Raw genomic sequence first — 20,336 nt, 5'->3', positions numbered from 1 at the left:
TCCGTTGAAATTCCGTTAAACAAACAATATGGCATTGCATTTATTCGTCTATATTTGGCAAAAAATAACCTAAAAATGAAAAAATTACTTTTAGCAAGCTTTTTGCTTATCGGTTTAGCTTCATCGGCTCAGTCGACCGATTTGGATCCGTTTGACATTAATTATTCTTATGTAAACCTTCCCACCAAACCTATAGCCGATAAAAAAAATAGAACTTATTCCTTTGTGACCAACATCGATCGCAATTTGCAATACAACAAACCAAAGTATTTCATAGAAAATCAAGTCACTATCAGTGGTTTTGAAAAGAAAGAAAAAAATGGTTATTTGAGTGTGGAAGTAGTTTTGCAAAATCCGGCTATCACTAAAAAAGACATAACCAACAGGATAAGTTCTTCTAAAGATAAAAGCGGAAGGGTAACTAACAAATATTACTACACTGTGGTGTATTCATACACACAAGACGGAAATGCCAAAGTGGTAAGTAGTGACGGTAAGGTAAATAAGGTGATTAATTTTACGGCACAGCGAAGTGCTAAAAGTCAGGAATACGAAAATTATTCTCAAGCCGAAAGTTTTCAATACGGTATCTACAACTTAATCAGAAATAATTTCACGAATGAAGTTGTAACCACTTTGAACAATGAATTGAATGATGAATTTGGCTATCCTGTAAAAAATGGTACTGATAAATTGTGGATTTTAGCCAACAAAAAGCATCCGGAACAATTGGCAGAGTACAATGCCTATTTGACGGTAAAAAATGCTTTCGACAAAATGAACTTTGCCGAGCCAACTACCGATATTGCCAACGAAGTAAAAGAATCCATTGCTTATTTTGAATCATTGCCTAACAAATATAATGAAGATGAAAAAGCGCACCGAAAAATCAGATACAGTGCTTATTTTAACTTGTCCAAAATTTATTATTTGTTAGACAATCCCGAAAAGTCTAACGAATATTGTCAAAAATTAATCGCCAATGATTATGACAAATCCGATGGAGAAACCATGTTAAAAGCCAACAATGATTTGTTGACACTTCTAAAAGCTAACCAAACGCCAAATCGTCATTTTACGGTTGAAACCAAGAATTTTATATTCGAAGAAAAGCAGCCAACGTATTCCGGAAATACTTCCAGTGCACCGGTTAGTAGCGCGCCATACAGTATTGAAACCGACCAAAATTATATTTTAGCTTATATGCTAACCATCAAAAAAGACACTATTGCCGGTTATATGCACAAAAGCAGGGCTATGAATTTGAGCGATGCCGTAACAGTAACGGTAAAAGATTTTCAAGGTAAATTTTCAGAAAGAAATTTCAAAGCCAATGAGATTTCCCGTCTTATTTTGAGCAATGGCGAAGAATATGCAACAGTTTCTTTCCGTGTATCAGTAGACAATGGCGGAATGACCATGGCATCGGCCAGTAAAAAGTTTGCTAAAGAAATGTTTGTGGGAAATAAAATCAGCATTTACCAATATTTCAACGGAGAAATAATCCTTAAAATGACCAATGAGTCTGAAGGAAAATCCAATGCCTCTGCCGGTTGGATGTTAGGACCTAAAAAACGATTTGAAGAAATGGCCAAAGGTTGTCCTACACTTTTGGAAAGGGTTGAGAAGAAAGAGTTTAAAAATAATCTGGAAAGTATTATTGCTTTTGCCGAAGCGCTGGAAGCATGCAAATAAATAATGTTCAAAAAAAGTCCCTCGTGTGAGGGACTTTTTTTATGCTTTAGTTTTGTTGAGTTTCTTTGCTTTTAATAAATGTGCGGTAGTTTGGTAATACGCTATCGTTTCCTCAATCAATTGCTTATTAAGATGCTGCATTGGTTGCTCTGTATAATGGATTTCAAACTCGGGTTTCAATTCTTTATTCTTTTTCTGAATTAACCGGTATTGCTTGACTTTCTTTACCGGAGAAAGGATGGTAAGTACATTGTTTTTAATCAAACCCAAATCTTGATAGGTAGCAATAAAAGCTCTGGCTTGGTAATCGGACTGAAAGACATCTTGGCCAAAAAATTTACTTTCATAAGAAAAATTCAAAAGGCCCATGACTGTTGGCATTAAATCTATTTGTGACATTAAGGTCGGAACATGTTTAGGAGCAATAAAACCCGGAGCATAAACCAAAGCCGGAATGCGGTATTTTTCTAATGGCAATTCGGTTTTACCTGAACTCGAGGCACAATGGTCGGCTACAATGACAAAGACTGTATTCTTAAACCAAGTTTGCTTTTGTGCCATACTAAAAAACTGTTTCAAGGCATAATCGGTATATTTTACACCGCCGTTTCTCGATTTTGATTTACTTGAAATATCAATTTTACCTTCCGGATAGGTAAAGGGTCGATGGTTGCTAACGGTCATGATATGATTGAAGAAAGGTCGGTTTTGTTTAGCTTCTTGGTTCATTTCTTGAATAGCTTTGCGGTACATGTCTTCATCACAAACACCCCAAATGTTTTGAAAGGTAATTTCTTGGGGTTGAAATGATTTTTTATCAATAATCTCATAACCATTGCCTCCAAAGAAATCTTCCATATTATCAAAATAAGCATCGCCACCATAAAAATATTTAACAGTATATCCTTTTCCTTTAAAAATAGATCCTGTTGAAAATTTATTTTTATTGTCTTTGCGTTTTACTACACTTTCGGCCGGACTTGGAGGTAAGCATAAAGTAACCGCTTCCAATCCTCTCACAGTTCTGTTGCCAACAGCATAAAGATTGGTAAACTGCAAGCTCTTTTCTGCCAATGAATCTAAAAAAGGAGTGATGTGTTTTTGGTTTCCGAATTCGGTCATAAATTCTTCACTCAAGCTTTCAACGGTGATTAAAACCACATTCTTCTTTAATTCATCGCCTTCGCTTTTGACCATTCTTAGAGTACTGTTATTTGAAGTTCCTTGCATGGCTTTTTTCAATAAAGCAAATGCTTTTTTAGACGATAGGGTTTTGTAATAAGTATCAAAATCCAATTCGTTATTTTTAAAAGCTATGGCAAACTTATAGATTCCGTTGGCTTGTAATTCGTTTACAAATACGTTGTCGTTGTTGGCTTTATCTCCTAACATTGGGATAACTGTTACTGCAGTAACAAACAACACGGTATAGGCAACAGTACCTTTTATTTTATCCGTTGACTTTGGTAAGTTATCTAAAAAATACAAGCTGTTTTTAACAATCCAATAAGTAATTCCAATAGTAATGATTCCTACCGACAAAAATAAAGGCACTACCGGATAGGATTCCATGATATTCCCAATTACAGTATTGGTATAAACCAAATAGTCTACAGCGATAAAGTTATAGCGAACGCCAAACTCATTCCAAAAGAAAAATTCACTAACTGCATTTTGAACCATTACCAAAACAAAGAGGAAGATGGTTAACGAATACAATCCCAATCGTATAGATTTTCTGTATTTAGGTAAAAACAATAATAAACCAAAGCAAATGGTTTTAAGGCTAAGAAACCCGATCACAATTTCCGGTAACGAACCACCGTATTCATCTAAAATGGTATTAAAAAAAGTGAGGTATGCTAATAGCAAAATTAGCAGCCCAAAGACAATATATCCGGTAGGTGCTGCATATTTTTTATCCGATAAAAACAATAGATAAAGCCACAAAAAGATACTTCCAATACTGTATACAAAAAAATCAGACAAACCACCCCAAAAATAAATTTTCATAAGGTCAACTAACTCAAACTCCGATTGGGTTATGGGATGCAACAACAAAACGGTTCTTAAAAGTGCATTGATGACCAAAAATAAGAGAAGAAGGAGGATGAATGGAGAATATCTTTTGAAGTAGAACATAAATGGAATTTTTATGATGTTGAAACAGGTCGGAGATTAATAACCCTACAAGTGTTAAATTAAGATTTACTTAAGAAATAAAAAGGGGTAAATACTGAAGTCTAAAACAATAATTTTACATCCGGTAGGGTAGTGCCTTTTCTAAATGTTTTAGCTTAAAATTATCTCATGAAGTATACCATTCAATTTGCTATGTTACTTTTTTCATCCTTGGTTTTTTCTCAAAACTGGACTACCAATTTAGAAGAAGCCAAAACAGCTGCTACCACACAAAACAAGTCAATTGTTTTAGTGTTCTCGGGATCAGATTGGTGTGCGCCTTGTATCAAATTAGATAGGAATGTTTGGCAGTCAGAAGAATTCAAATCATATGCCACTGAAAAATTAGTGTTGCTTAGAGCCGATTTTCCTAAAAAGAAAGCCAATGTTTTACCCGAAACCTTGCAAGAATCGAATAAAGCTTTAGCTGAAAAGTACAACCCGGAAGGATATTTTCCTTTGGTAGTTGTTTTAGACGCTAAGGGTAAAGTAGTCGCCAAAAAAGGCTATGAGAACCAAAATGCTGCGAAATATATAGCTGAATTACAAGCCATAATAAAGTAATACCATGAAATCACTGCTTTATTTTTCTGTATTGTTGATTGGTCTTACTGCCAATGCCCAACTCATTCACAAAAGAAAGCTGAGTTTGCTGGGCAGTCCGTTTGAAATTACGGTAGTGACTAACGATACATTACAGGCGAATGAATACGAAGATATGGCAGTAGCCGAAGTCAAACGAATAGAAAATTTGATCTCTGATTGGATTCCGACAACTCCTTTATCGGAGATTAATAAAAATGCGGGAATCAAGCCGGTAAGAGTACCTCAAGAATTAATTGATTTAATAGAACGTTCCATAAAAATATCAAAACTCACCGATGGTGCATTTGATATCAGCTACGCCTCAATGGACAGAATTTGGAAATTTGACGGGAGTATGAAAGAAATGCCGTCACCTGAAGCCATCAAAAAATCGGTGGCCAAGGTAGGGTATCAAAACATATTGATTGATCAAGAAAACCAAACCGTGTTTCTCAAATTAGAAGGCATGAAACTGGGCATGGGTGGAATCGGACAAGGTTATATAGCCGATAAGATTAAAGCGTTGTTGTCTTCCAAAGGTTGTATCGCGGGTTTGGTTAATGTGTCCGGAGACATCAGTACTTGGGGTAAACAACCCAATGGACAGCCTTGGAAAGTGGGGATTAAAAATCCAATGAACAAAAATAAAATCTTCGCCACTTTTCCCTTAGAAGATACGGCAGTGGAAACTTCAGGAAGCTATGAAAAGTATGTTACTTTTAACGGCAAACGATACTCGCATATTATCGATACTCGCACCGGTTACCCGGCTACAGGTTTGATAAGCGTTAGTGTTTTTGCTAAAACTACCGAATTAGCCGATGCTTTAGCCACCGGAGTTTTTGTTTTAGGAAAAGAAGTAGGAATGGATTTAATCAATCAATTGCCGGGAATAGGATGTATCATGGTGGATGAAGACGGCAAAATTACTACCTCCAGAAATATAGATATTAAAAATTATCAAAATGAATAAAATAATTGGTTTATCGATTGTGCTTTTAGCCTTGTCTTCTTGCACGGCAGTGAAAGAGTACGAGAAAGAATATATCAACGATACCGAAATGAAATTATCGGCCAAAACAGCCGAACGCTATGAAGTTACTTTTCAGGTGTATCGAGAAGCGGCCGCCGGTGCCAATGGCGGAAAAACCGGTGGTGGATGCGGATGTAATTAAGATTTGAAATGAAAAAATATATATGCATATTAGCCTTACTGGGTGGTTATCGCTCTTTTTCGCAGGAGAAAGACTCTACGGCTACTTTTAAAAAGAGAGTTTTAGAAGCCACTGAAGTTGATTTTTTATTGAGTTATTACAAACAAGACGGAATTCATTCGGCTGTTTCCGGTGGTATGGGTTCTGAAAAATTAACCGATTTAGCCTCAAACATTGTAGTGAGTATTCCAATGAGTGCTGATGCTATTTTAACGGTTGATGCCGGACTCTCTGCTTATACCTCTGCGTCATCTAGTAATATTAATCCATTCAATAATAGTGGTGCATCAGGTGGGCATGATGACGATGACGACGATGATAAAGCCGGTACTACTCCTTATGGAACTCCTTGGTTGGCTTCATCAGGAGCTTCGGCACAAGACGCATTGACCAGTGTGGTGATCAATTACAGCCACAGTTCCGACGACCGAAATTTTATTTGGAACGCCGATGTGGCTTTTTCAAATGAATATGATTACACATCGATTGGTTTTGGTGGTGGTGTAGCCAAATTATTCAATCAAAAGAATACAGAGTTGAGCCTAAAAGGAAATGTCTATTTGGATCAATGGCGTCCCATTTTACCCACCGAATTACACGAGTACGATAAATACGGCAATTCATTTTTAAACAACGGATATTTTAGCGGCGTTACAGTTTATGACCAAAACGGATTGGCTTCCAACGGTTATTTGCCCTCTCAGTTTACAGAAATCAAATCGGTTAACCGAAACTCTTATTCGTTATCGTTTTCGTTTTCTCAAATTTTAACCAAGAAGTTACAAGTTTCGTTGTTTTTTGATGTGTTGCAACAACAAGGGTTATTATCCACGCCTTATCACCGAATTTATTTTGCCGACAAAGCCAATTATTACATAGGCCAAACCCAATACATTCCGGTGTATGAAAGTCCGGAAAATATTGGCGTTTACCGATTGGCAGACGACATTGAACGTTTACCGAATTCAAGATTCAAATTGCCGATAGGAGTTAGGTTGAACTATTACATTAATGAAACATTTAAGTTGCGCACTTATTATCGTTATTACACAGACAATTGGGGAATTTCGGCACACACGGCTAATCTTGAAATACCGATAAAATTGAACGACCATTTTACCGTTTATCCGATGTATCGTTATTACACCCAAACGGAGTCGAAATATTTTGCTCCTTTTGAAACGCATCTGTCTACCGATAAGTATTATACTTCCGATTATGATTTGTCTACTTTTAATTCAAATCAATATGGCATTGGCGCCACTTACTTGGATATTTTTACCAAAGCACATGTTTGGAAGTTTGGCCTTAAAAACATTGATTTCCGTTACAATCATTATGACCGAAGCGACACTTTGAGTGCCGATATTGTTTCATTAGCGTTTAAGTTTGTAATGGACAAATGATAAACGCGGTGAATTTTATTTTTCATCATTACTTCTTCAGTTATACAGCATAAAAAAAGCAATCCGGTTGGGTTGCTTTTTTAGTTTCTTAAAATTTTCTCCAGGGTTTTTCCTTTGGCCAATTCGTCAATCAATTTGTCGAGATAGCGTATTTTTTCATGAGCGGATCTTCAATATCTTCTACTCGATAACCACAAATTACGCCGGTGATTTTGGAAACATTTGGGTTTAATCTTGGGGCATTTGCGAAAAAGTCTGCAAAGCTTGTTTTTTGGTCGAGTTTTTCCTGCAAGGCTTTTGCATCGTAACCGGTTAGCCAAAAAAATACGGTTTCCAATTCTTCTTGGGTTCGACCTTTTGAAGTCACTTTTTTGATATAATGCGGATAAACACTAGCCAAAGGCATGGCAAATATTTTTTCGTTTTTCATGTTAAATAGGGTAATTGATTTTCAAAAGTAGCCAATTTATTTGATTCAGAAATGTTCCGAATTTCATTGCTTTGCAGCACTTTACTAACAAATTTAAAATTTTAAAATTATGGCATCTATCAGGCTAATTCTAAGAACGGCTCAAGTTGATCAATCCGGACACTCACCTTTGTACATTCGTCTTACAAAAGACCGAAGAACGAGTTACCTCAGTGCCGGAGTCAAACTCAAAGGAAGCGAATGGAATGGCGCAAAGCAAAAAGTCACAAAAAAGCATCCGAACAGTGTCAAAATCAATGCTTCATTATCACAAAAAATTGCCGATGCAGAAGGTCAAATTGCTGATATGGAACGTAAAATCAAAACCGTTTCCATCAGCAAACTTAAAGAAGCCATCATAGGAAAAAGGGTTCCTAACTTTTTTGAATATGCTTATGCCCACTGTGAGAAAATGAAAGGCAGCGTATCATTTGGCACCTACAGAAGCTATACTGTTTACATCAGGAAATTTCAAACTTATCTGGGAAAAAGAGAGGTTTATTTTGACGATATCACGGTCACACTTTTGAAAAATTATTTGGCTTTTATGGGCAATCAATTAAATAACGGACCTTCTACGCAACGGTATTCGGTTATGATTTTAGCCATTATTTTCAAAGATGCCATTAAAGAAGACATTATTCCTCAGCATCTGTATCCATTTGATAAACTGACGCTAAGGAAAAATGCTCAGAGGCGTTATTTTCTCAACAAAGAACAAATATATGCTTTGACAAATTTAGACCTCAAGCAAGCCAAGAGAGCCGATTTGTGGCGTGATTTATTCCTTTTTTCAACTTACGCCGGTGGTTTGAGATTCAGTGATGTGATTGAACTCAAATACGGAAACTATAATCCGAATGAACAAAGAATCAAGAAAGTGATTCGTAAAACAGGAAGATTGCATCAGTTTAAAATGGGTAAAGTAGCCTCCGATATTCTTAGTAAATATCTAAAAAATGATGCTGAACCGGATGATTATATTTTTCCAATCATCACTGATAAAAAAAGCTACAATTCCAGTGAAGAATTTAGGTATAACACTTCATCCAAAGAGAACCATTACGCCAATTTTCAACTCAACCGCATGGGGAGAATGTTAAAACTGCCATTTTCTTTATCATTTCATTTAAGCCGCCACAGTTTTGCAACCAATGCACTGAACAACGGTATGCGGATTGAGCATGTTTCTAAACTAATGGACCATCAAGACATTAGAACAACGCAGATTTATGCTAAAATTATCAACGAAGAATTGGATAAGGCCGTCGAAAATTTTATCTACTGATAAAGTCAAATTAATTTTCCCTTAAAACCCAAATGGATTGTAAAGCTACTACAGAAAAAGTAGTACCTTAGCTAGTGTAAATAGAGAAACTTTATGAAAAACCTTTTAATTGTTGAAGACGAAGAAGGAATAGTGCAATTTTTGAAACAAGGATTGGAGGAAGAAGGTTACCAAGTAACTGCTGTTACTGATGGAAAGTCGGGTTTAGAGACCTTTCTTAACGCTAAATTTGATTTGTTATTATTAGATTGGATGTTGCCTAAAATGACAGGATTAGAGTTGTGTAAAGCAGTCAGACAAACCAATACTAAAGTGCCTATATTGTTTTTAACGGCCAAAGATACGGTGCAAGAAACAGTAGAAGGTTTAAAAGCCGGTGCCAATGATTACATCAAAAAGCCTTTTAGTTTTGATGAATTGGTGGAACGCATCAAAGTGCAATTGAGAGACCAACCGGAAGAGGAAATTTTAAGATTAGGACCTATTGCAATTGACCTCCAAAAGCACCAAGTTACTGTAGATAAAAAAGAAGTTTCTTTTACCCAAAAAGAATTTGATTTGTTGCATTATTTGGTCAAAAACAAAGGAAAAGTTTGCTCGAGAGCGCAAATTATACAAGATGTTTGGGATATTCATTTTGATTATGATACGGGTGTTATCGATGTTTTTATGAACGCCATCCGAAAAAAATTGAATTTAAAAGTAGAAGAAGATTTTATTAAAACCATTCGCGGTGTTGGCTATATAGCCAATGATGAATCCTGATTATGCAACAACTTTCGTTTAAAAACAGAATAGCTTCCAATTATATTATCACTACTGCATTATTAATTTTTGTGGTGTTTTTTGCTATTTATTCTATTGTAAAATTCAGTATATACATTCGGGTTAATAATGAAATCAAAACCGAGGTAACCGAGCATTTACAAGAAATTGAAGTAATTGAAAATTGCGTTCTTCTGATTGAAGAAGAAGAGTGGAAACTCAGTCAATTTAATAAAGTAGAAGTCAGTCCGGCTTTTATCCAATTTGTTGATGAATTAGGTACTATGGTAGAAAAATCTCCCAATCTGAAACAAAAACAATTGGTTTACAAACCGGATGCACCGGTAAATGAATTATTCGATACCAAGCTGGAAAATATTTCAGTCAGACAAATTCAAGTACCACTTTACCAAGGTACTAAAATTATTGGTTATTTAATTGTAGCCATGTCGCTGGAAGATTCGGTCATGGTACTGAATAATTTGTTTAAAATTATGCTGCTGGCTTATCCTATGATTTTGTTAGTGTTGTTTCTCATCGCACGTTTTATAGCCGGAAAGAGTATAAAACCTATCAGTGCCATAATTGAAACCTCTAATGTGATTACCAAAGACAACTTAAAGTCGAGAATCCCATTGCCGCAAAACCGAGATGAGTTGTTCATTTTATCCAAAACCATCAATAATTTATTGGATAGGGTAGAGAATGCCATTGAAAGAGAAAAGCAATTTACTTCAGATGCCTCGCATGAATTGCGCACGCCATTAGCCGTAATCAAAGGAACATTGGAAGTCTTAATTCGCAAACCTCGCGATCCTGAAGAGTACAAAGAGAAAATTTCATTTTGTATCAGTGAAGTCAATCGCCTCAATCATTTGGTCGACGAATTACTGTTGTTGGCGCGTTTTGAAAATCAGCGACAAACATTAAAGTTGGAAAAAGTTTCTTTAAATGCTGTCTTTTTGGATGTTATTTCAAGAAATACAACTATCATCACCGAGAAAAAACTCAAGTGTAAGACCAGTTTCAGCAAAGATTTTTATGTGACTACTGATGCTTATTTGCTGGGCATTATTGTCAATAACATCTTAAACAATGCGGTTAAATATTCAAAACCAAATGACACTATTGCATTTGAGATTATTGAAACTCCTTCAGGAACTCTTTGCTCAATCGCCGATAACGGAATTGGTATAGCGCAAGAGGATTTGCAAAAAATATTCGATCAGTTTTACCGCTCGAAATCGAACCAACATCCGGAAATTAAAGGTACCGGTTTAGGCTTGTCTATCGTAAAAAGATTATCTTTATTATTAGAAATTGACTTGCAAATTGACAGCGAAGAACACAAAGGAACCAAAGTAATATTGAAATTTTCTAACTAAACTAAAACCTATTTTTTATGAACGAAGCACACTTGCACATGGTGGTTAATCACTTTCCCATCATCGGAACTATTTTTGGAGCCGGTATTCTCCTAACCGGACTATTTTTAAAAAACAATACCATTAAAAATGTAGCCTATGTCCTTTTTGTAATTGCAGCCATTTTTGCAGCTGTAAGTATGAGTACCGGCGAAGGTGCTGAAGAAATGGTAGAAGACATGCCAACAGTTGGCCATGATATTATTCACGAACATGAAGAAATTGCCGAAAAATTAGCTTTGGCTTTGTATGTTTTAGGCGCGTTTTCTTTGTTTGGATTGTATACAACAATTAAAAAACACAGCCAGGCTAAATTGGTCTCAATCCTAACTTTGATCATCAGTATAATTGCTATTTATTTTGCACAATTAACCGGAACTACCGGAGGCGAAATCCGACATACTGAAATCCGAGCTGATGCAGCTGCTTCTAACACTTCTTCAGAGGCAGAAAAAGAACACGAAGAGTAGTATTTGCAATAACTCACATTAAAAACCTGATGGCATTGCTGTCAGGTTTTTTATTTTTAGGTCTGTTTTTTTATTTTTTTTCTATTAAAAACCGTTCAAATCAATTATCTGCTAATTTTTTCAAAAGACTTGTCAATAATCTCACAATCGAGTATATTTACTAACTGTGAAAAATGACTTAAGCATGCAAAAAGCAGCCGAAAATGTGACCTTGGATTCATCACCTGCTAAAATTATTGAACCACAACTCAATATTATTTTAACTACTGATGAAGATGATGAACGTCCTGTTTACTTATCCGGAAATTTCAATCATTGGATAACACAAGATAAAAATTTTGAAATGGAAAAAGTTGGGCAAGGGTTGTATCATTTTAAATTCCCCGCCGATTTTAATTATCCTGAAGAACTCTTGTACAAGTTTACCCGCGGCGATTGGAGTGAAGTGGAAATTGACAAGTTCGGAAACCGAACCGAAAATCGCAGTTGCAAGCAACACAACGGAGTAAAAAAAGAGCATGTGGCCAAATGGCGACACAATTGGTTGCCTTTTAAATCCCATTTTTTACCTAAAGTCCATTTAATTTCAGAAGAGTTTGAAATTCCCCAACTCAATAAAACCCGCAGGGTTTGGGCTTTATTGCCATTTGATTACGAAACCACCACCGAAACTTATCCGGTTTTGTATTTGCAAGATGCTCAAAATCTCTTCAATGAAAAAGCCAAATACGGCAATTGGGAAATTGATAAAAAATTAGCCGTAATGGCCGAGTATAACATTGGTAAAATTATTGTCATCGCTGTAGAACATGCCGAAAAAGAGCGCATCAAAGAATACAATGTAGGCAATACCGTTTTGGGAAGCGGTGAAGGGAAAAAGTATATTCGGTTTTTAACCGAAACGCTAAAACCCTTCGTAGACGCCAATTTCAGAACTAAACCGCAACGCGAGCATACCGGTATAGGTGGAAGCTCTATGGGCGGATTGGTAAGCATTTTTTCCGGAATTATGTATCCTGAAATTTTTGGTAAACTCATGATATTTTCTCCTTCGCTTTGGGTTGTTCCTAAAATTAAACTGTCTTTTTTAGATATGGACGAACCGCAAGATACCCGGATTTATCTCTATGCCGGTGGCGATGAAAGTGCGACTATGATTGACCATGTAAAAAATTTCAGGAAACGCTTACTCAAAAAAGAAGGCTTCAGCGACAAGATGAAAGTTCGTTTGAGTATCAATACAGAAGGCAAACACAACGAAACCTATTGGAGTGATGAATTTCCAAAAGCCATAGAGTGGCTTTATTTTAGTGATAAAAACGAATAAAATGATAGCATTTCAATCCATTCCGAATCTTAATGATTTTTCCGGAACTCTTTTAATTCCAGTCTACGAAACTTACGAAAAAAGTATAATTCCCATCGAGTTTCACTTGGCTAGTGTAGCCGCTAAAGTTTTTTGTGGTAAAAAAGACAGCAGTTATGTAGTAGAAATTGCTGATTGTACACACATTTTTATCGGATTGGGTAAAGAGACCGATTATAAATCGATTAAAACCATTTTCCGCAGAATTGCCTCCAAACACAAAGACCTTTTCGGAGTGAACGTTGTATTTGCCATTCCGGAAAAATTCAGCACTCTGCAAGTTGAAGCAGCGGTATCCGGATTGGTATTGGGAACTTACAATCTGGGACATTATAAAAAAAGTGAATTGCATCCTTTTTTGGACAGTAATTTTAAGTTGCAATACTCAGCACAATCCGATGTGGCTGAGGCTATAAAAAGAGGCGTTAAAATTGCTACAGCTCAAATAGAAACCTTAAATTTAGTTGATTTACCACCTAATAAAGTCAATCCCAAATACTTGTCGGATTGGGCTGTACAAGCCGGCAAACAGTTTGGTTTTGAAGTCACCGTAATCGGCAAAGCCAAAGCTACTGAATTAGGCTTGCATTCTTTTTTGTCTGTAGGCCAAGGAAGTGCCAATGAACCACAGTTTATAATTATGGATTACCGACCTGAGTCCGGTAAAAAACATTTTGGTTTGGTGGGCAAAGGAATCACTTTTGACACCGGTGGTTTAAATATAAAAACGGCGGGTATGGTGCAAATGAAGTGTGATATGGCCGGAGCTGCTGCGATTTTAGGTGCTATGCAATTGATCGCCGACTTGCAATTGCCGTATCGGGTTACTGCCATAGTGCCGGCTTGTGAGAATTCGGTTGACGCACAATCTTTCCGACCAAGTGATGTGATTCAGAGTTATGCCGGACATTCCATTGAAGTAATCGACACAGATGCTGAAGGGCGATTGATATTGGTAGATGGTTTGTCTTATTTGATTAAAAATTATCAACCTGAAACCATAATTGACTTGGCAACATTAACCGGAAGTGTTGTTGGTACTTTAGGCTACGAATGCGCCGGATTGTTTACTAAAAACACTGATTTGTCATTAAAACTTCAAGCAGCCGGTGATGCTATAGGAGAGCGTATGTGGCCATTACCACTTTGGGATGTCTACAAATCTGATATTGAAAGTGAAATAGCCGATGTTAAAAATTACTCCGGGAAACCGGTAGCCGGTGCTATTTCTGCAGCTAAATTTTTAGAGTATTTTACCCAAGAACATTCTTCTTGGGCGCATTTAGACATAGCCGGTGTGGCTTTTGGCGACAGCGAGTTTGCCAAAACAAAGCACGCCACAGCCTATGGAGTACATTTAATTACCACCTTTATAGAAAATCAATAGCTATGGAAAGTCCAATTAAAAATTTCATCTGCATTTCCAATTATTTCAAGGGAAATGATTTTATGATTAACCTAAAAAAGCAAGGCAATAAAGTATATTTAGTTACCTCTGAAAAACTCAGAGATAAACCTTGGGCATTCGAATACATAGACGAGATTTATTTCATGCCGGGTCAAGATGTCGATTGGAATTTAGAGGAGTTATTATCCGGTGTAGCAAGTTTAATGCGCGAAAAAAAGATTGACGGCATAGTAGCACTCGACGATTTTGATGTTGAAAAGGCTGCGTATTTGCGTGAAAATTTACGTATTCCGGGCATGGGACAAACTACAGGGCGCTATTTTCGTGATAAATTGGCCATGCGAATCAGAGCCAAAGAAGCCAGCATTCCAATTCCGGCCTTTAGTCCTTTGTTTAATGACACCGAAATCAATGAATTTGCCGATACAGTTTCACCGCCATGGGTTTTAAAACCACGTTCAGAAGCTTCTGCCTCGGGGATTATGAAAGTATCTTCTAAAGAAGAACTTTGGGAAAAAATTCATGGATTAGGCGAGAATCGTATAAAATATTTGGTGGAGCAATTCAAACCCGGTGACGTCTATCACTGTGACGGACTGAATTGGCAAGGAAAAACCTTGTTTTCCATAACTTCTCAATATTTAGCCACACCAATGGAAATCTCACAAGGTGGTGGTATTTTCAGAAGTGCTACTATTCCCTACGATTCAAAAGACGACAAAGCCATCAAAAAACAGAATGAGCAAGTCTTAAAAGCTTTTGGGATGCAGCATGGCGCCAATCATACGGAGTTTATAAAATGTAATGATGATGGTAAAATATACTTTTTAGAAACGGCTTCCAGAGTAGGCGGTGCCCATTTGGCCGAAATGGTCGAAGCAGCCAGCGGCATTAATTTATGGGGCGAATGGGCAAAAATTGAAAATGCTTTAGTAAAAAACAAAGCCTACCAACTACCTGAAGTTAAAAAAGAATACGCAGGAATAGTGTTGACTTTATCAAAATTTGAACATCCAGATTTGTCCGAGTTTAACGATAATGAAGTGTGTTTTAGAGTACCTTTAGACTATCATGCGGGATTGATTGTTAAAAGCCAAAGTCATATTAGAGTGCGAGAACTATTAGATAATTATGCCCAACGATTAATTAAAGATTATGCTACTGTAGCCCAACAAGAAGCTGTTAAAAAGCTGCATTAATGCAAGTATTTTGGTTGTATTTCGACTGGCAAAATTACAAATGAAGTTCAAGTTAAAAAGTTATGGCAAAGAAGACTTATTCAAAATACAACTTTCACTCTCATACTTTTTGTATCTGGAAAGAGGTGCCTTTTGCTGATATCAAAGATTTAAAAATTAATTATACCAGTCAGTCCGGTAGCCAATATATCTTTTCTCCAGAGGGTTTGTTTCGCATTTCAAATCATTGGGGAAGAGTGGCCAATTGTCATTGGAGACTTATTCCTTTAAATGAGTTTAAAAGTCAAAGTACGACCGTTGGTTTTGCTAATTGGAGTGATTTTTATTCTAATGATGATGCTTCTAAATTGTTTTTTATTCAAGTGGATTGGGATTTAAAAGAGGTTAATTTTTACCATAAAGACTCCGCTCAAAAAGAAAAAGTGATCTTGCGGAATGCAAAAGATACCGCTAAAAACATCAGAACTATAAAGGAAGTGATGTTGCAAACGGATTGGGCAAAATATCTAATTTATACAGATTTGGAAGTTTTACGTAAAGAAGTAATTACTGCTTTAATAACCACTAACAAAAGCTTTGTTGAAGTTAAAAAGGCTTATTTGGGTTAATCTTTTTCAAACAAACCAATGGTTCCGCCCACCCAATCTTTGTCTTTGTTGAATTTAACACCGATCATTTCACCGCGGCTCAAACGGACTAAATTGGTGACCAATGTAGGGGAAGCAGCTTCCTTTTTCCATACGGCTAACAAACGCACTTCGGCTTTAACTTTACCATCAGGCGATTGGATGATGGGTTTGTAATTTACTTTCTTTTGAAGAATATACAAATCTTTTTCCTTGACTGCTTCAATATCCTCTGGCTTTACGTGGAAAATGACACCACTTCCTGAGAACGAAAACAGCGGTTTTAAAACATAATTTTCCAAATCTTTCGGGATTTCTTTTAAATCAGAAAGCAAAGTGGTTTCGATAAAATACTTGCCTTTTAAGTAGGGCAAAATAAACTTACTGATTCTGAAAAACCAATTTGGATGACCTGCCCATTCCACTTCATACGGTTTTGAAAAGTCAAAATGCAATTGTAAATCTGTTCGCAAATCCAGTTCGTCAAAAATAACCCTATTGTAAATTCGTTTTACTTGTATTTCTTTGCCCAATTTGTTTTTATACCACAACAGATTTCCTTTTTCATATAATTCGGTTACACAAACTATAGGAATTCCTAAATCCTTGTTACAATAATAAAAATCAATCTTGGTGTTTTGCTTTTCAGGTTCAATTTCTAAAAGTATTACGTTTTCTTTTGGAAATGCATTACAGATAACTTCTTCTATTAGTTTTAAATAACTTTCTGCATTCAATCCGTTAAAAAAAGGCGTTAACTCAGACAAAAAAGGGTAGTGGTTGACAAATTTTTGTGACAAATGATTCTGAAAATTGAATAAAGAAGGAAAGCCTTGTACTTCAATCAGCTTTGGAACTATTTCACCATCTTCTTCACAAATCCCGAAATCGATTGCCAAAAAAGTAGTATGTCGGTCTTCATTTGGAACTTTTCTATTTAACTCTAAAGCTCTGTTTGTTATTGATTTAAACTCGCTGTTTTGAATAAAAGTAATAACTTCTTGACAGCCTTCTATTAACTGCTTTTTTAAGGAATTCGGAATAAAAAAAGGGGTTTCTCCAATGCGAAAAGTTACTTTGTAATTAAAATCAGCATTAATGTCTTCCTGCATGGCCTCGTATTTTGCCACAGTGAAGTTTTCATTAAAAAGTTGGCGATAGTTAGGATTCATGTCACGGAATTATAAAAGTTCTCAGTCGGTTTTAATTGGATATCGACTTTCGGTGTTTCAACAAGTCATTAATAGCGATTCGCAAGAAGTTGGGAATGATGGTTTCATTGGTTTTGTATATTTTCTCTTCATCCAGCAAATCTTCCAACATGTTACGAAACTTGGTTTTGCCTTTCATGGCAATGATGTTATCTCGCTTTTCTTTGTTTCTTAAATTGGCTACAAAACTCATAGCGTCTGCTTCGGGATGGAATTGCAGTCCGACAAATTCATCTGAAAAGCGAACACCCATAATAGCGCGTTCGTATTCTACATGGTTTCTGATTTTTTCCAGAGCAATAATCATAGCTCCTTTTTTTCTGAAAATACTCAATTTAGGTTGCACTACTTGATAATCTCTACTGTCAATAGCGTAAAAAGGATTGCTCAAACCGTCTAAAATGGGTTCGTTGGTTCCGGCTTCTGTTTTGTGTATGGTCATGACACCGAAAGAAGTAGATTTGCGTTTGTTGATAGTGGCCAATCCGAAATGATGACAGGCCATTTGAAAAGAATGGCAAATAAACAACATGTGTTTTTTAACTTTTTGCTCTTTATTCCATTGCCAAAGTTCATCAATAAAAGTATACCATTTTAAATCCCAACCTTCTCCTTCTAAAGGATTTCCCGGACCACCGGTAGAAATATAGATGTCAAATTTGTTGATGGCCGGAAACTCTGATTTTCCTCGAACATCAAATATTTGGAAAGTAACAATTTGATTAAAACGATTTATAATATCAATGATACAACGCATTCCTTGGTTAGGTTCTCCGTTGTACATGTCTAAAACCGCTATGCGAATAGGATGGCTCATATTTTAAAAATTGATGCGGCAAAGATAAAGGTTATGCATTGGATTAGCTAGTGTAAGGCAGACACTTTGCACAACATTCAGCCTTAAAGTCCTTTAGTAAATTCACCTGTAATCATGTCTACCACTTTGGTAAGGTCGTGTGTGTGATTGAAAACGGCTAACTGTTTGTCAGCTCCGGTACCTTCTTTTAATATAGTATGTACATAATTAATTTCGTCACGACTGCCTAATTCGTCTACTACATCATCAATAAAATCGAGTAATTCCAGAATCAAACTTTGGGTATTGACTTCTTGTTGCAATCCAAAATCAATCATATTACCTTCAATTCCGTATCGAGCAGCCCTGAATTTATTTTCTTTAATCAAAGCAATTCTGTAAATATTAAAGCTAGTATTGGCCATAGTCAGTTTGTACAATTTGGCCACTACCGCTTGAATAATCGCAACGATGCATATTGCTTCGTCAACAGTTAAGCTCATATCGGTGATTCTAAATTCGATAGTATCGTAAAACGGATGCAAACGTAAATCCCACCAAATTTTCTTCGGATTGTCGATACATTTGGTTTTGACTAGAGTTTCTAAATAATTATCGTATGATTGCACACTGTCAAAATACTCGGGTAAACCGGTTCTTGGAAATTTATCAAAAACTTTGGTTCGGAAGGATTTGTAACCGGTGTTTCTTCCTTCCCAAAAGGGTGAATTGGTTGATAAGGCAAAAATATGAGGTAAAAAATAAGTGGCTTGGTTCATCAGTTGTAAACCAATTTCCCGATTCTCTATCCCTACATGGCAATGCATCCCGAAAATTAAGTTGGACCGAGCGGCATCCTGCAATTCGTTAACGATATGATGGTATCGGGGATCATCTGTAATGGGTTGGTCTTGCCAGCGTGAAAATGGGTGAGTACCTGCACCGCCAACTACTAAATTTTGTTTGGCGGCAAGTTCTACAATTTTACTGCGCAAGAACTTGATTTCGGACTTGGCTTCTTTGATGTTTTTGCAAATATTGGTTCCTACTTCTACTACTGATTGGTGCATTTCGGCTTTAACTTGCTCATTCAGAATAATCTTAGCGCCGTCTACAATTTTTGACAAGTGCGAACGCAAATCACGAGTTTCGGGGTCGATTATTTGGTATTCTTCTTCAACGCCTAAGGTAAATATTGGTAATTTCTTTGTCATATACTTTAGTTTCAGCTTTCAGGTTTCAAGTTGTTGTAAAACTGATCCAACTTCAAACTTGAAACAATTCGTTACTTCGTTGCCTCTTTGATGAAATTTCCCCATGTAAGGTTGACTTTTCCCGGTTTTTGCTTTTTGGCAAAAGCGATAGCCATTTTCGCAGCTTCCTCAACTACCCATTCAAAATTTTCAGCCCCTACAGAGGTATATTCTGCGTCGGGTGCGGGATTTCCGAAATCAATAGCATAGGGTATGCCATCGCGAACAGCAAACTCAACCGTATTGAAGTCATAGCCTAAGCCTTGACACAGTCGAAGGGTATAGTCTTTTATGGTAGCCATCAGTTTTTTATCCATATTTGGGTTTTCTACCACATAGCGCAAGTGGTGTGGATTTCTGGGTTCGTAAGGCATAATACGAACACTTTTTCCTCCCAAACAATAAACGCGATAGTAATCTTGGAAAACAATTTCTTCTTGCAATAACATAACCAATTGACCGGTTTCACGGTGTTTTTCAAAAAATTCTTCTTTATTTTCCAAACGATACACATTTTTCCAACCTCCACCGGCATAAGGTTTCATATAAGCCGGAAATCCTACATATTCAAAGATACCTTCCCAATCCATAGGGTATTTGAGGTTTCTGAATGATTTTGAGGTTGTATCAGTTGGATGCTCGGCCGATGGAAGTATAACCGTTTTAGGCAGTGGAACACCCAAAGTATCAGCCAAACAATTGTTGAAAAATTTATCATCGGCACTCCACCAAAACGGGTTGTTGATTACATTGGTACCGGTTAAGGCAGCATTCTTTAAAAAGGCACGATAAAAGGGAACGTCTTGTGAGATTCTGTCAATAATAACAGCATATTCACCACCTTTGTTTTGTACCACTTTATCAATTGATACAGCTTCTGCAATAATCCCTTTTTCATTTTTTGCGTTTACCCTTTCGATAAAAGCATAAGGAAATGTATCTTCCATTCCGAATAAAATTCCAATCTTTTTCATCTCTAC

The 20,336-nt window shown here is 36.5% G+C and carries 18 protein-coding genes and 1 pseudogene; 13 read left to right on the top strand and 6 right to left on the bottom strand.

The window, feature by feature from the left end:
• Nucleotides 1–75: 75 nt before the first annotated feature.
• Nucleotides 76–1,695 carry a hypothetical protein gene (locus ACIQ32_RS01985; protein ID WP_396193982.1) on the top strand — a complete coding sequence of 540 codons (1,620 nt, stop codon included), beginning with the start codon at nucleotides 76–78 and terminating at the stop codon, nucleotides 1,693–1,695.
• Nucleotides 1,696–1,734: 39 nt separating this feature from the next.
• Here the strand turns inward: ACIQ32_RS01985 and ACIQ32_RS01980 are convergent, their stop codons facing one another.
• Nucleotides 1,735–3,837, bottom strand: coding sequence for an LTA synthase family protein (locus ACIQ32_RS01980; RefSeq protein WP_396193981.1), 2,103 nt, complete (start codon nucleotides 3,835–3,837; stop codon nucleotides 1,735–1,737).
• A gap of 168 nt (nucleotides 3,838–4,005) precedes the next feature.
• Here ACIQ32_RS01980 and ACIQ32_RS01975 point away from each other — a divergent pair, with 168 nt between their 5' ends.
• Genes ACIQ32_RS01975 through ACIQ32_RS01960 form a run of 4 tightly spaced genes read left to right on the top strand, consistent with a single transcriptional unit; the run spans nucleotide 4,006 to nucleotide 7,081 of the window.
• Nucleotides 4,006–4,440 carry a thioredoxin family protein gene (locus ACIQ32_RS01975; RefSeq protein ID WP_396193980.1) on the top strand — a complete coding sequence of 145 codons (435 nt, stop codon included), beginning with the start codon at nucleotides 4,006–4,008 and terminating at the stop codon, nucleotides 4,438–4,440.
• 4 nt (nucleotides 4,441–4,444) lie between these two features.
• Nucleotides 4,445–5,434 (top strand): FAD:protein FMN transferase, encoded by a 990-nt coding sequence (locus tag ACIQ32_RS01970; RefSeq protein ID WP_396193979.1) that lies wholly within the window; start codon nucleotides 4,445–4,447, stop codon nucleotides 5,432–5,434.
• Nucleotides 5,427–5,636 carry a DUF4266 domain-containing protein gene (locus ACIQ32_RS01965; protein WP_396193978.1) on the top strand — a complete coding sequence of 70 codons (210 nt, stop codon included), beginning with the start codon at nucleotides 5,427–5,429 and terminating at the stop codon, nucleotides 5,634–5,636. The genes ACIQ32_RS01970 and ACIQ32_RS01965 overlap by 8 nt, the downstream gene beginning before the upstream one ends.
• Nucleotides 5,637–5,644: 8 nt before the next feature.
• Entirely contained in the window at nucleotides 5,645–7,081 is a 1,437-nt protein-coding gene (locus tag ACIQ32_RS01960; protein WP_396193977.1) for a DUF3570 domain-containing protein, read from the top strand.
• An 80-nt stretch (nucleotides 7,082–7,161) separates the two neighbouring features.
• On the opposite strand, the pseudogene ACIQ32_RS01955 reads toward ACIQ32_RS01960, so the two are convergent.
• A pseudogene (locus ACIQ32_RS01955) lies at nucleotides 7,162–7,511 on the bottom strand (DUF2200 domain-containing protein).
• A gap of 109 nt (nucleotides 7,512–7,620) precedes the next feature.
• On the opposite strand from ACIQ32_RS01955, the gene ACIQ32_RS01950 reads away from it, so the two are divergent.
• The 8 genes from ACIQ32_RS01950 (at nucleotide 7,621) to ACIQ32_RS01915 (ending at nucleotide 16,078) form a co-directional block, all read left to right on the top strand.
• Nucleotides 7,621–8,838, top strand: coding sequence for a tyrosine-type recombinase/integrase (locus ACIQ32_RS01950; protein WP_396193976.1), 1,218 nt, complete (start codon nucleotides 7,621–7,623; stop codon nucleotides 8,836–8,838).
• A 93-nt stretch (nucleotides 8,839–8,931) separates the two neighbouring features.
• Complete coding sequence (locus tag ACIQ32_RS01945; protein WP_396193975.1) at nucleotides 8,932–9,603, top strand: response regulator transcription factor; 672 nt, start codon at nucleotides 8,932–8,934, stop codon at nucleotides 9,601–9,603.
• 2 nt (nucleotides 9,604–9,605) lie between these two features.
• Nucleotides 9,606–10,988 carry a sensor histidine kinase gene (locus ACIQ32_RS01940; protein ID WP_396193974.1) on the top strand — a complete coding sequence of 461 codons (1,383 nt, stop codon included), beginning with the start codon at nucleotides 9,606–9,608 and terminating at the stop codon, nucleotides 10,986–10,988.
• 17 nt (nucleotides 10,989–11,005) lie between these two features.
• Nucleotides 11,006–11,497, top strand: a complete 492-nt coding sequence (locus tag ACIQ32_RS01935) for a hypothetical protein (RefSeq protein WP_396193973.1) — start codon at nucleotides 11,006–11,008, stop codon at nucleotides 11,495–11,497.
• 184 nt (nucleotides 11,498–11,681) lie between these two features.
• Nucleotides 11,682–12,824: an alpha/beta hydrolase gene (locus ACIQ32_RS01930; protein ID WP_396193972.1), complete on the top strand. Its 1,143-nt coding sequence runs from the start codon at nucleotides 11,682–11,684 to the stop codon at nucleotides 12,822–12,824.
• Between the two features lies 1 nt (nucleotide 12,825).
• Nucleotides 12,826–14,250, top strand: coding sequence for a leucyl aminopeptidase family protein (locus tag ACIQ32_RS01925; RefSeq protein WP_396193971.1), 1,425 nt, complete (start codon nucleotides 12,826–12,828; stop codon nucleotides 14,248–14,250).
• 2 nt (nucleotides 14,251–14,252) lie between these two features.
• Nucleotides 14,253–15,470, top strand: a complete 1,218-nt coding sequence (locus ACIQ32_RS01920; RefSeq protein WP_396193970.1) for an acetyl-CoA carboxylase biotin carboxylase subunit family protein — start codon at nucleotides 14,253–14,255, stop codon at nucleotides 15,468–15,470.
• A gap of 62 nt (nucleotides 15,471–15,532) precedes the next feature.
• Complete coding sequence (locus ACIQ32_RS01915; protein ID WP_396193969.1) at nucleotides 15,533–16,078, top strand: hypothetical protein; 546 nt, start codon at nucleotides 15,533–15,535, stop codon at nucleotides 16,076–16,078.
• Here the strand turns inward: ACIQ32_RS01915 and ACIQ32_RS01910 are convergent.
• The 4 genes from ACIQ32_RS01910 to ACIQ32_RS01895 all read right to left on the bottom strand — a co-directional run bounded on the left by ACIQ32_RS01910 (nucleotide 16,075) and on the right by ACIQ32_RS01895 (nucleotide 20,330).
• The gene (locus ACIQ32_RS01910) at nucleotides 16,075–17,268 is read right to left on the bottom strand and encodes a hypothetical protein (RefSeq protein WP_396193968.1); all 1,194 of its coding nucleotides are present in this window, start codon (nucleotides 17,266–17,268) and stop codon (nucleotides 16,075–16,077) included. The genes ACIQ32_RS01915 and ACIQ32_RS01910 overlap by 4 nt on opposite strands.
• A 31-nt stretch (nucleotides 17,269–17,299) precedes the next feature.
• Entirely contained in the window at nucleotides 17,300–18,124 is an 825-nt protein-coding gene (locus ACIQ32_RS01905; protein ID WP_396193967.1) for a type 1 glutamine amidotransferase, read from the bottom strand.
• A gap of 83 nt (nucleotides 18,125–18,207) precedes the next feature.
• Nucleotides 18,208–19,317 (bottom strand): carboxylate-amine ligase, encoded by a 1,110-nt coding sequence (locus ACIQ32_RS01900; protein ID WP_396193966.1) that lies wholly within the window; start codon nucleotides 19,315–19,317, stop codon nucleotides 18,208–18,210.
• A 71-nt stretch (nucleotides 19,318–19,388) separates the two neighbouring features.
• Nucleotides 19,389–20,330: a RimK family alpha-L-glutamate ligase gene (locus ACIQ32_RS01895; protein ID WP_396193965.1), complete on the bottom strand. Its 942-nt coding sequence runs from the start codon at nucleotides 20,328–20,330 to the stop codon at nucleotides 19,389–19,391.
• Nucleotides 20,331–20,336: the final 6 nt, after the last annotated feature.

This window comes from Flavobacterium sp. (assembly GCF_044373165.1).
Classification (GTDB): domain Bacteria; phylum Bacteroidota; class Bacteroidia; order Flavobacteriales; family Flavobacteriaceae; genus Flavobacterium.
The sequence above is the reverse complement of the archived record's forward strand: the minus strand, read 5'-3'. Positions and strand labels throughout refer to the sequence as shown.

Coding starts and splice junctions, on each gene's coding strand:
- ACIQ32_RS01965 (WP_396193978.1), top strand. CDS start 5,427: ATGAATAAAATAATTGGTTTATCGATTGTGCTTTTAGCCTTGTCTTCT.
- ACIQ32_RS01900 (WP_396193966.1), bottom strand. CDS start 19,317: ATGACAAAGAAATTACCAATATTTACCTTAGGCGTTGAAGAAGAATAC.
- ACIQ32_RS01975 (WP_396193980.1), top strand. CDS start 4,006: ATGAAGTATACCATTCAATTTGCTATGTTACTTTTTTCATCCTTGGTT.
- ACIQ32_RS01945 (WP_396193975.1), top strand. CDS start 8,932: ATGAAAAACCTTTTAATTGTTGAAGACGAAGAAGGAATAGTGCAATTT.
- ACIQ32_RS01940 (WP_396193974.1), top strand. CDS start 9,606: ATGCAACAACTTTCGTTTAAAAACAGAATAGCTTCCAATTATATTATC.
- ACIQ32_RS01920 (WP_396193970.1), top strand. CDS start 14,253: ATGGAAAGTCCAATTAAAAATTTCATCTGCATTTCCAATTATTTCAAG.
- ACIQ32_RS01925 (WP_396193971.1), top strand. CDS start 12,826: ATGATAGCATTTCAATCCATTCCGAATCTTAATGATTTTTCCGGAACT.
- ACIQ32_RS01895 (WP_396193965.1), bottom strand. CDS start 20,330: ATGAAAAAGATTGGAATTTTATTCGGAATGGAAGATACATTTCCTTAT.
- ACIQ32_RS01905 (WP_396193967.1), bottom strand. CDS start 18,124: ATGAGCCATCCTATTCGCATAGCGGTTTTAGACATGTACAACGGAGAA.
- ACIQ32_RS01985 (WP_396193982.1), top strand. CDS start 76: ATGAAAAAATTACTTTTAGCAAGCTTTTTGCTTATCGGTTTAGCTTCA.
- ACIQ32_RS01950 (WP_396193976.1), top strand. CDS start 7,621: ATGGCATCTATCAGGCTAATTCTAAGAACGGCTCAAGTTGATCAATCC.
- ACIQ32_RS01980 (WP_396193981.1), bottom strand. CDS start 3,837: ATGTTCTACTTCAAAAGATATTCTCCATTCATCCTCCTTCTTCTCTTA.
- ACIQ32_RS01910 (WP_396193968.1), bottom strand. CDS start 17,268: ATGAATCCTAACTATCGCCAACTTTTTAATGAAAACTTCACTGTGGCA.
- ACIQ32_RS01935 (WP_396193973.1), top strand. CDS start 11,006: ATGAACGAAGCACACTTGCACATGGTGGTTAATCACTTTCCCATCATC.
- ACIQ32_RS01970 (WP_396193979.1), top strand. CDS start 4,445: ATGAAATCACTGCTTTATTTTTCTGTATTGTTGATTGGTCTTACTGCC.
- ACIQ32_RS01930 (WP_396193972.1), top strand. CDS start 11,682: ATGCAAAAAGCAGCCGAAAATGTGACCTTGGATTCATCACCTGCTAAA.
- ACIQ32_RS01960 (WP_396193977.1), top strand. CDS start 5,645: ATGAAAAAATATATATGCATATTAGCCTTACTGGGTGGTTATCGCTCT.
- ACIQ32_RS01915 (WP_396193969.1), top strand. CDS start 15,533: ATGGCAAAGAAGACTTATTCAAAATACAACTTTCACTCTCATACTTTT.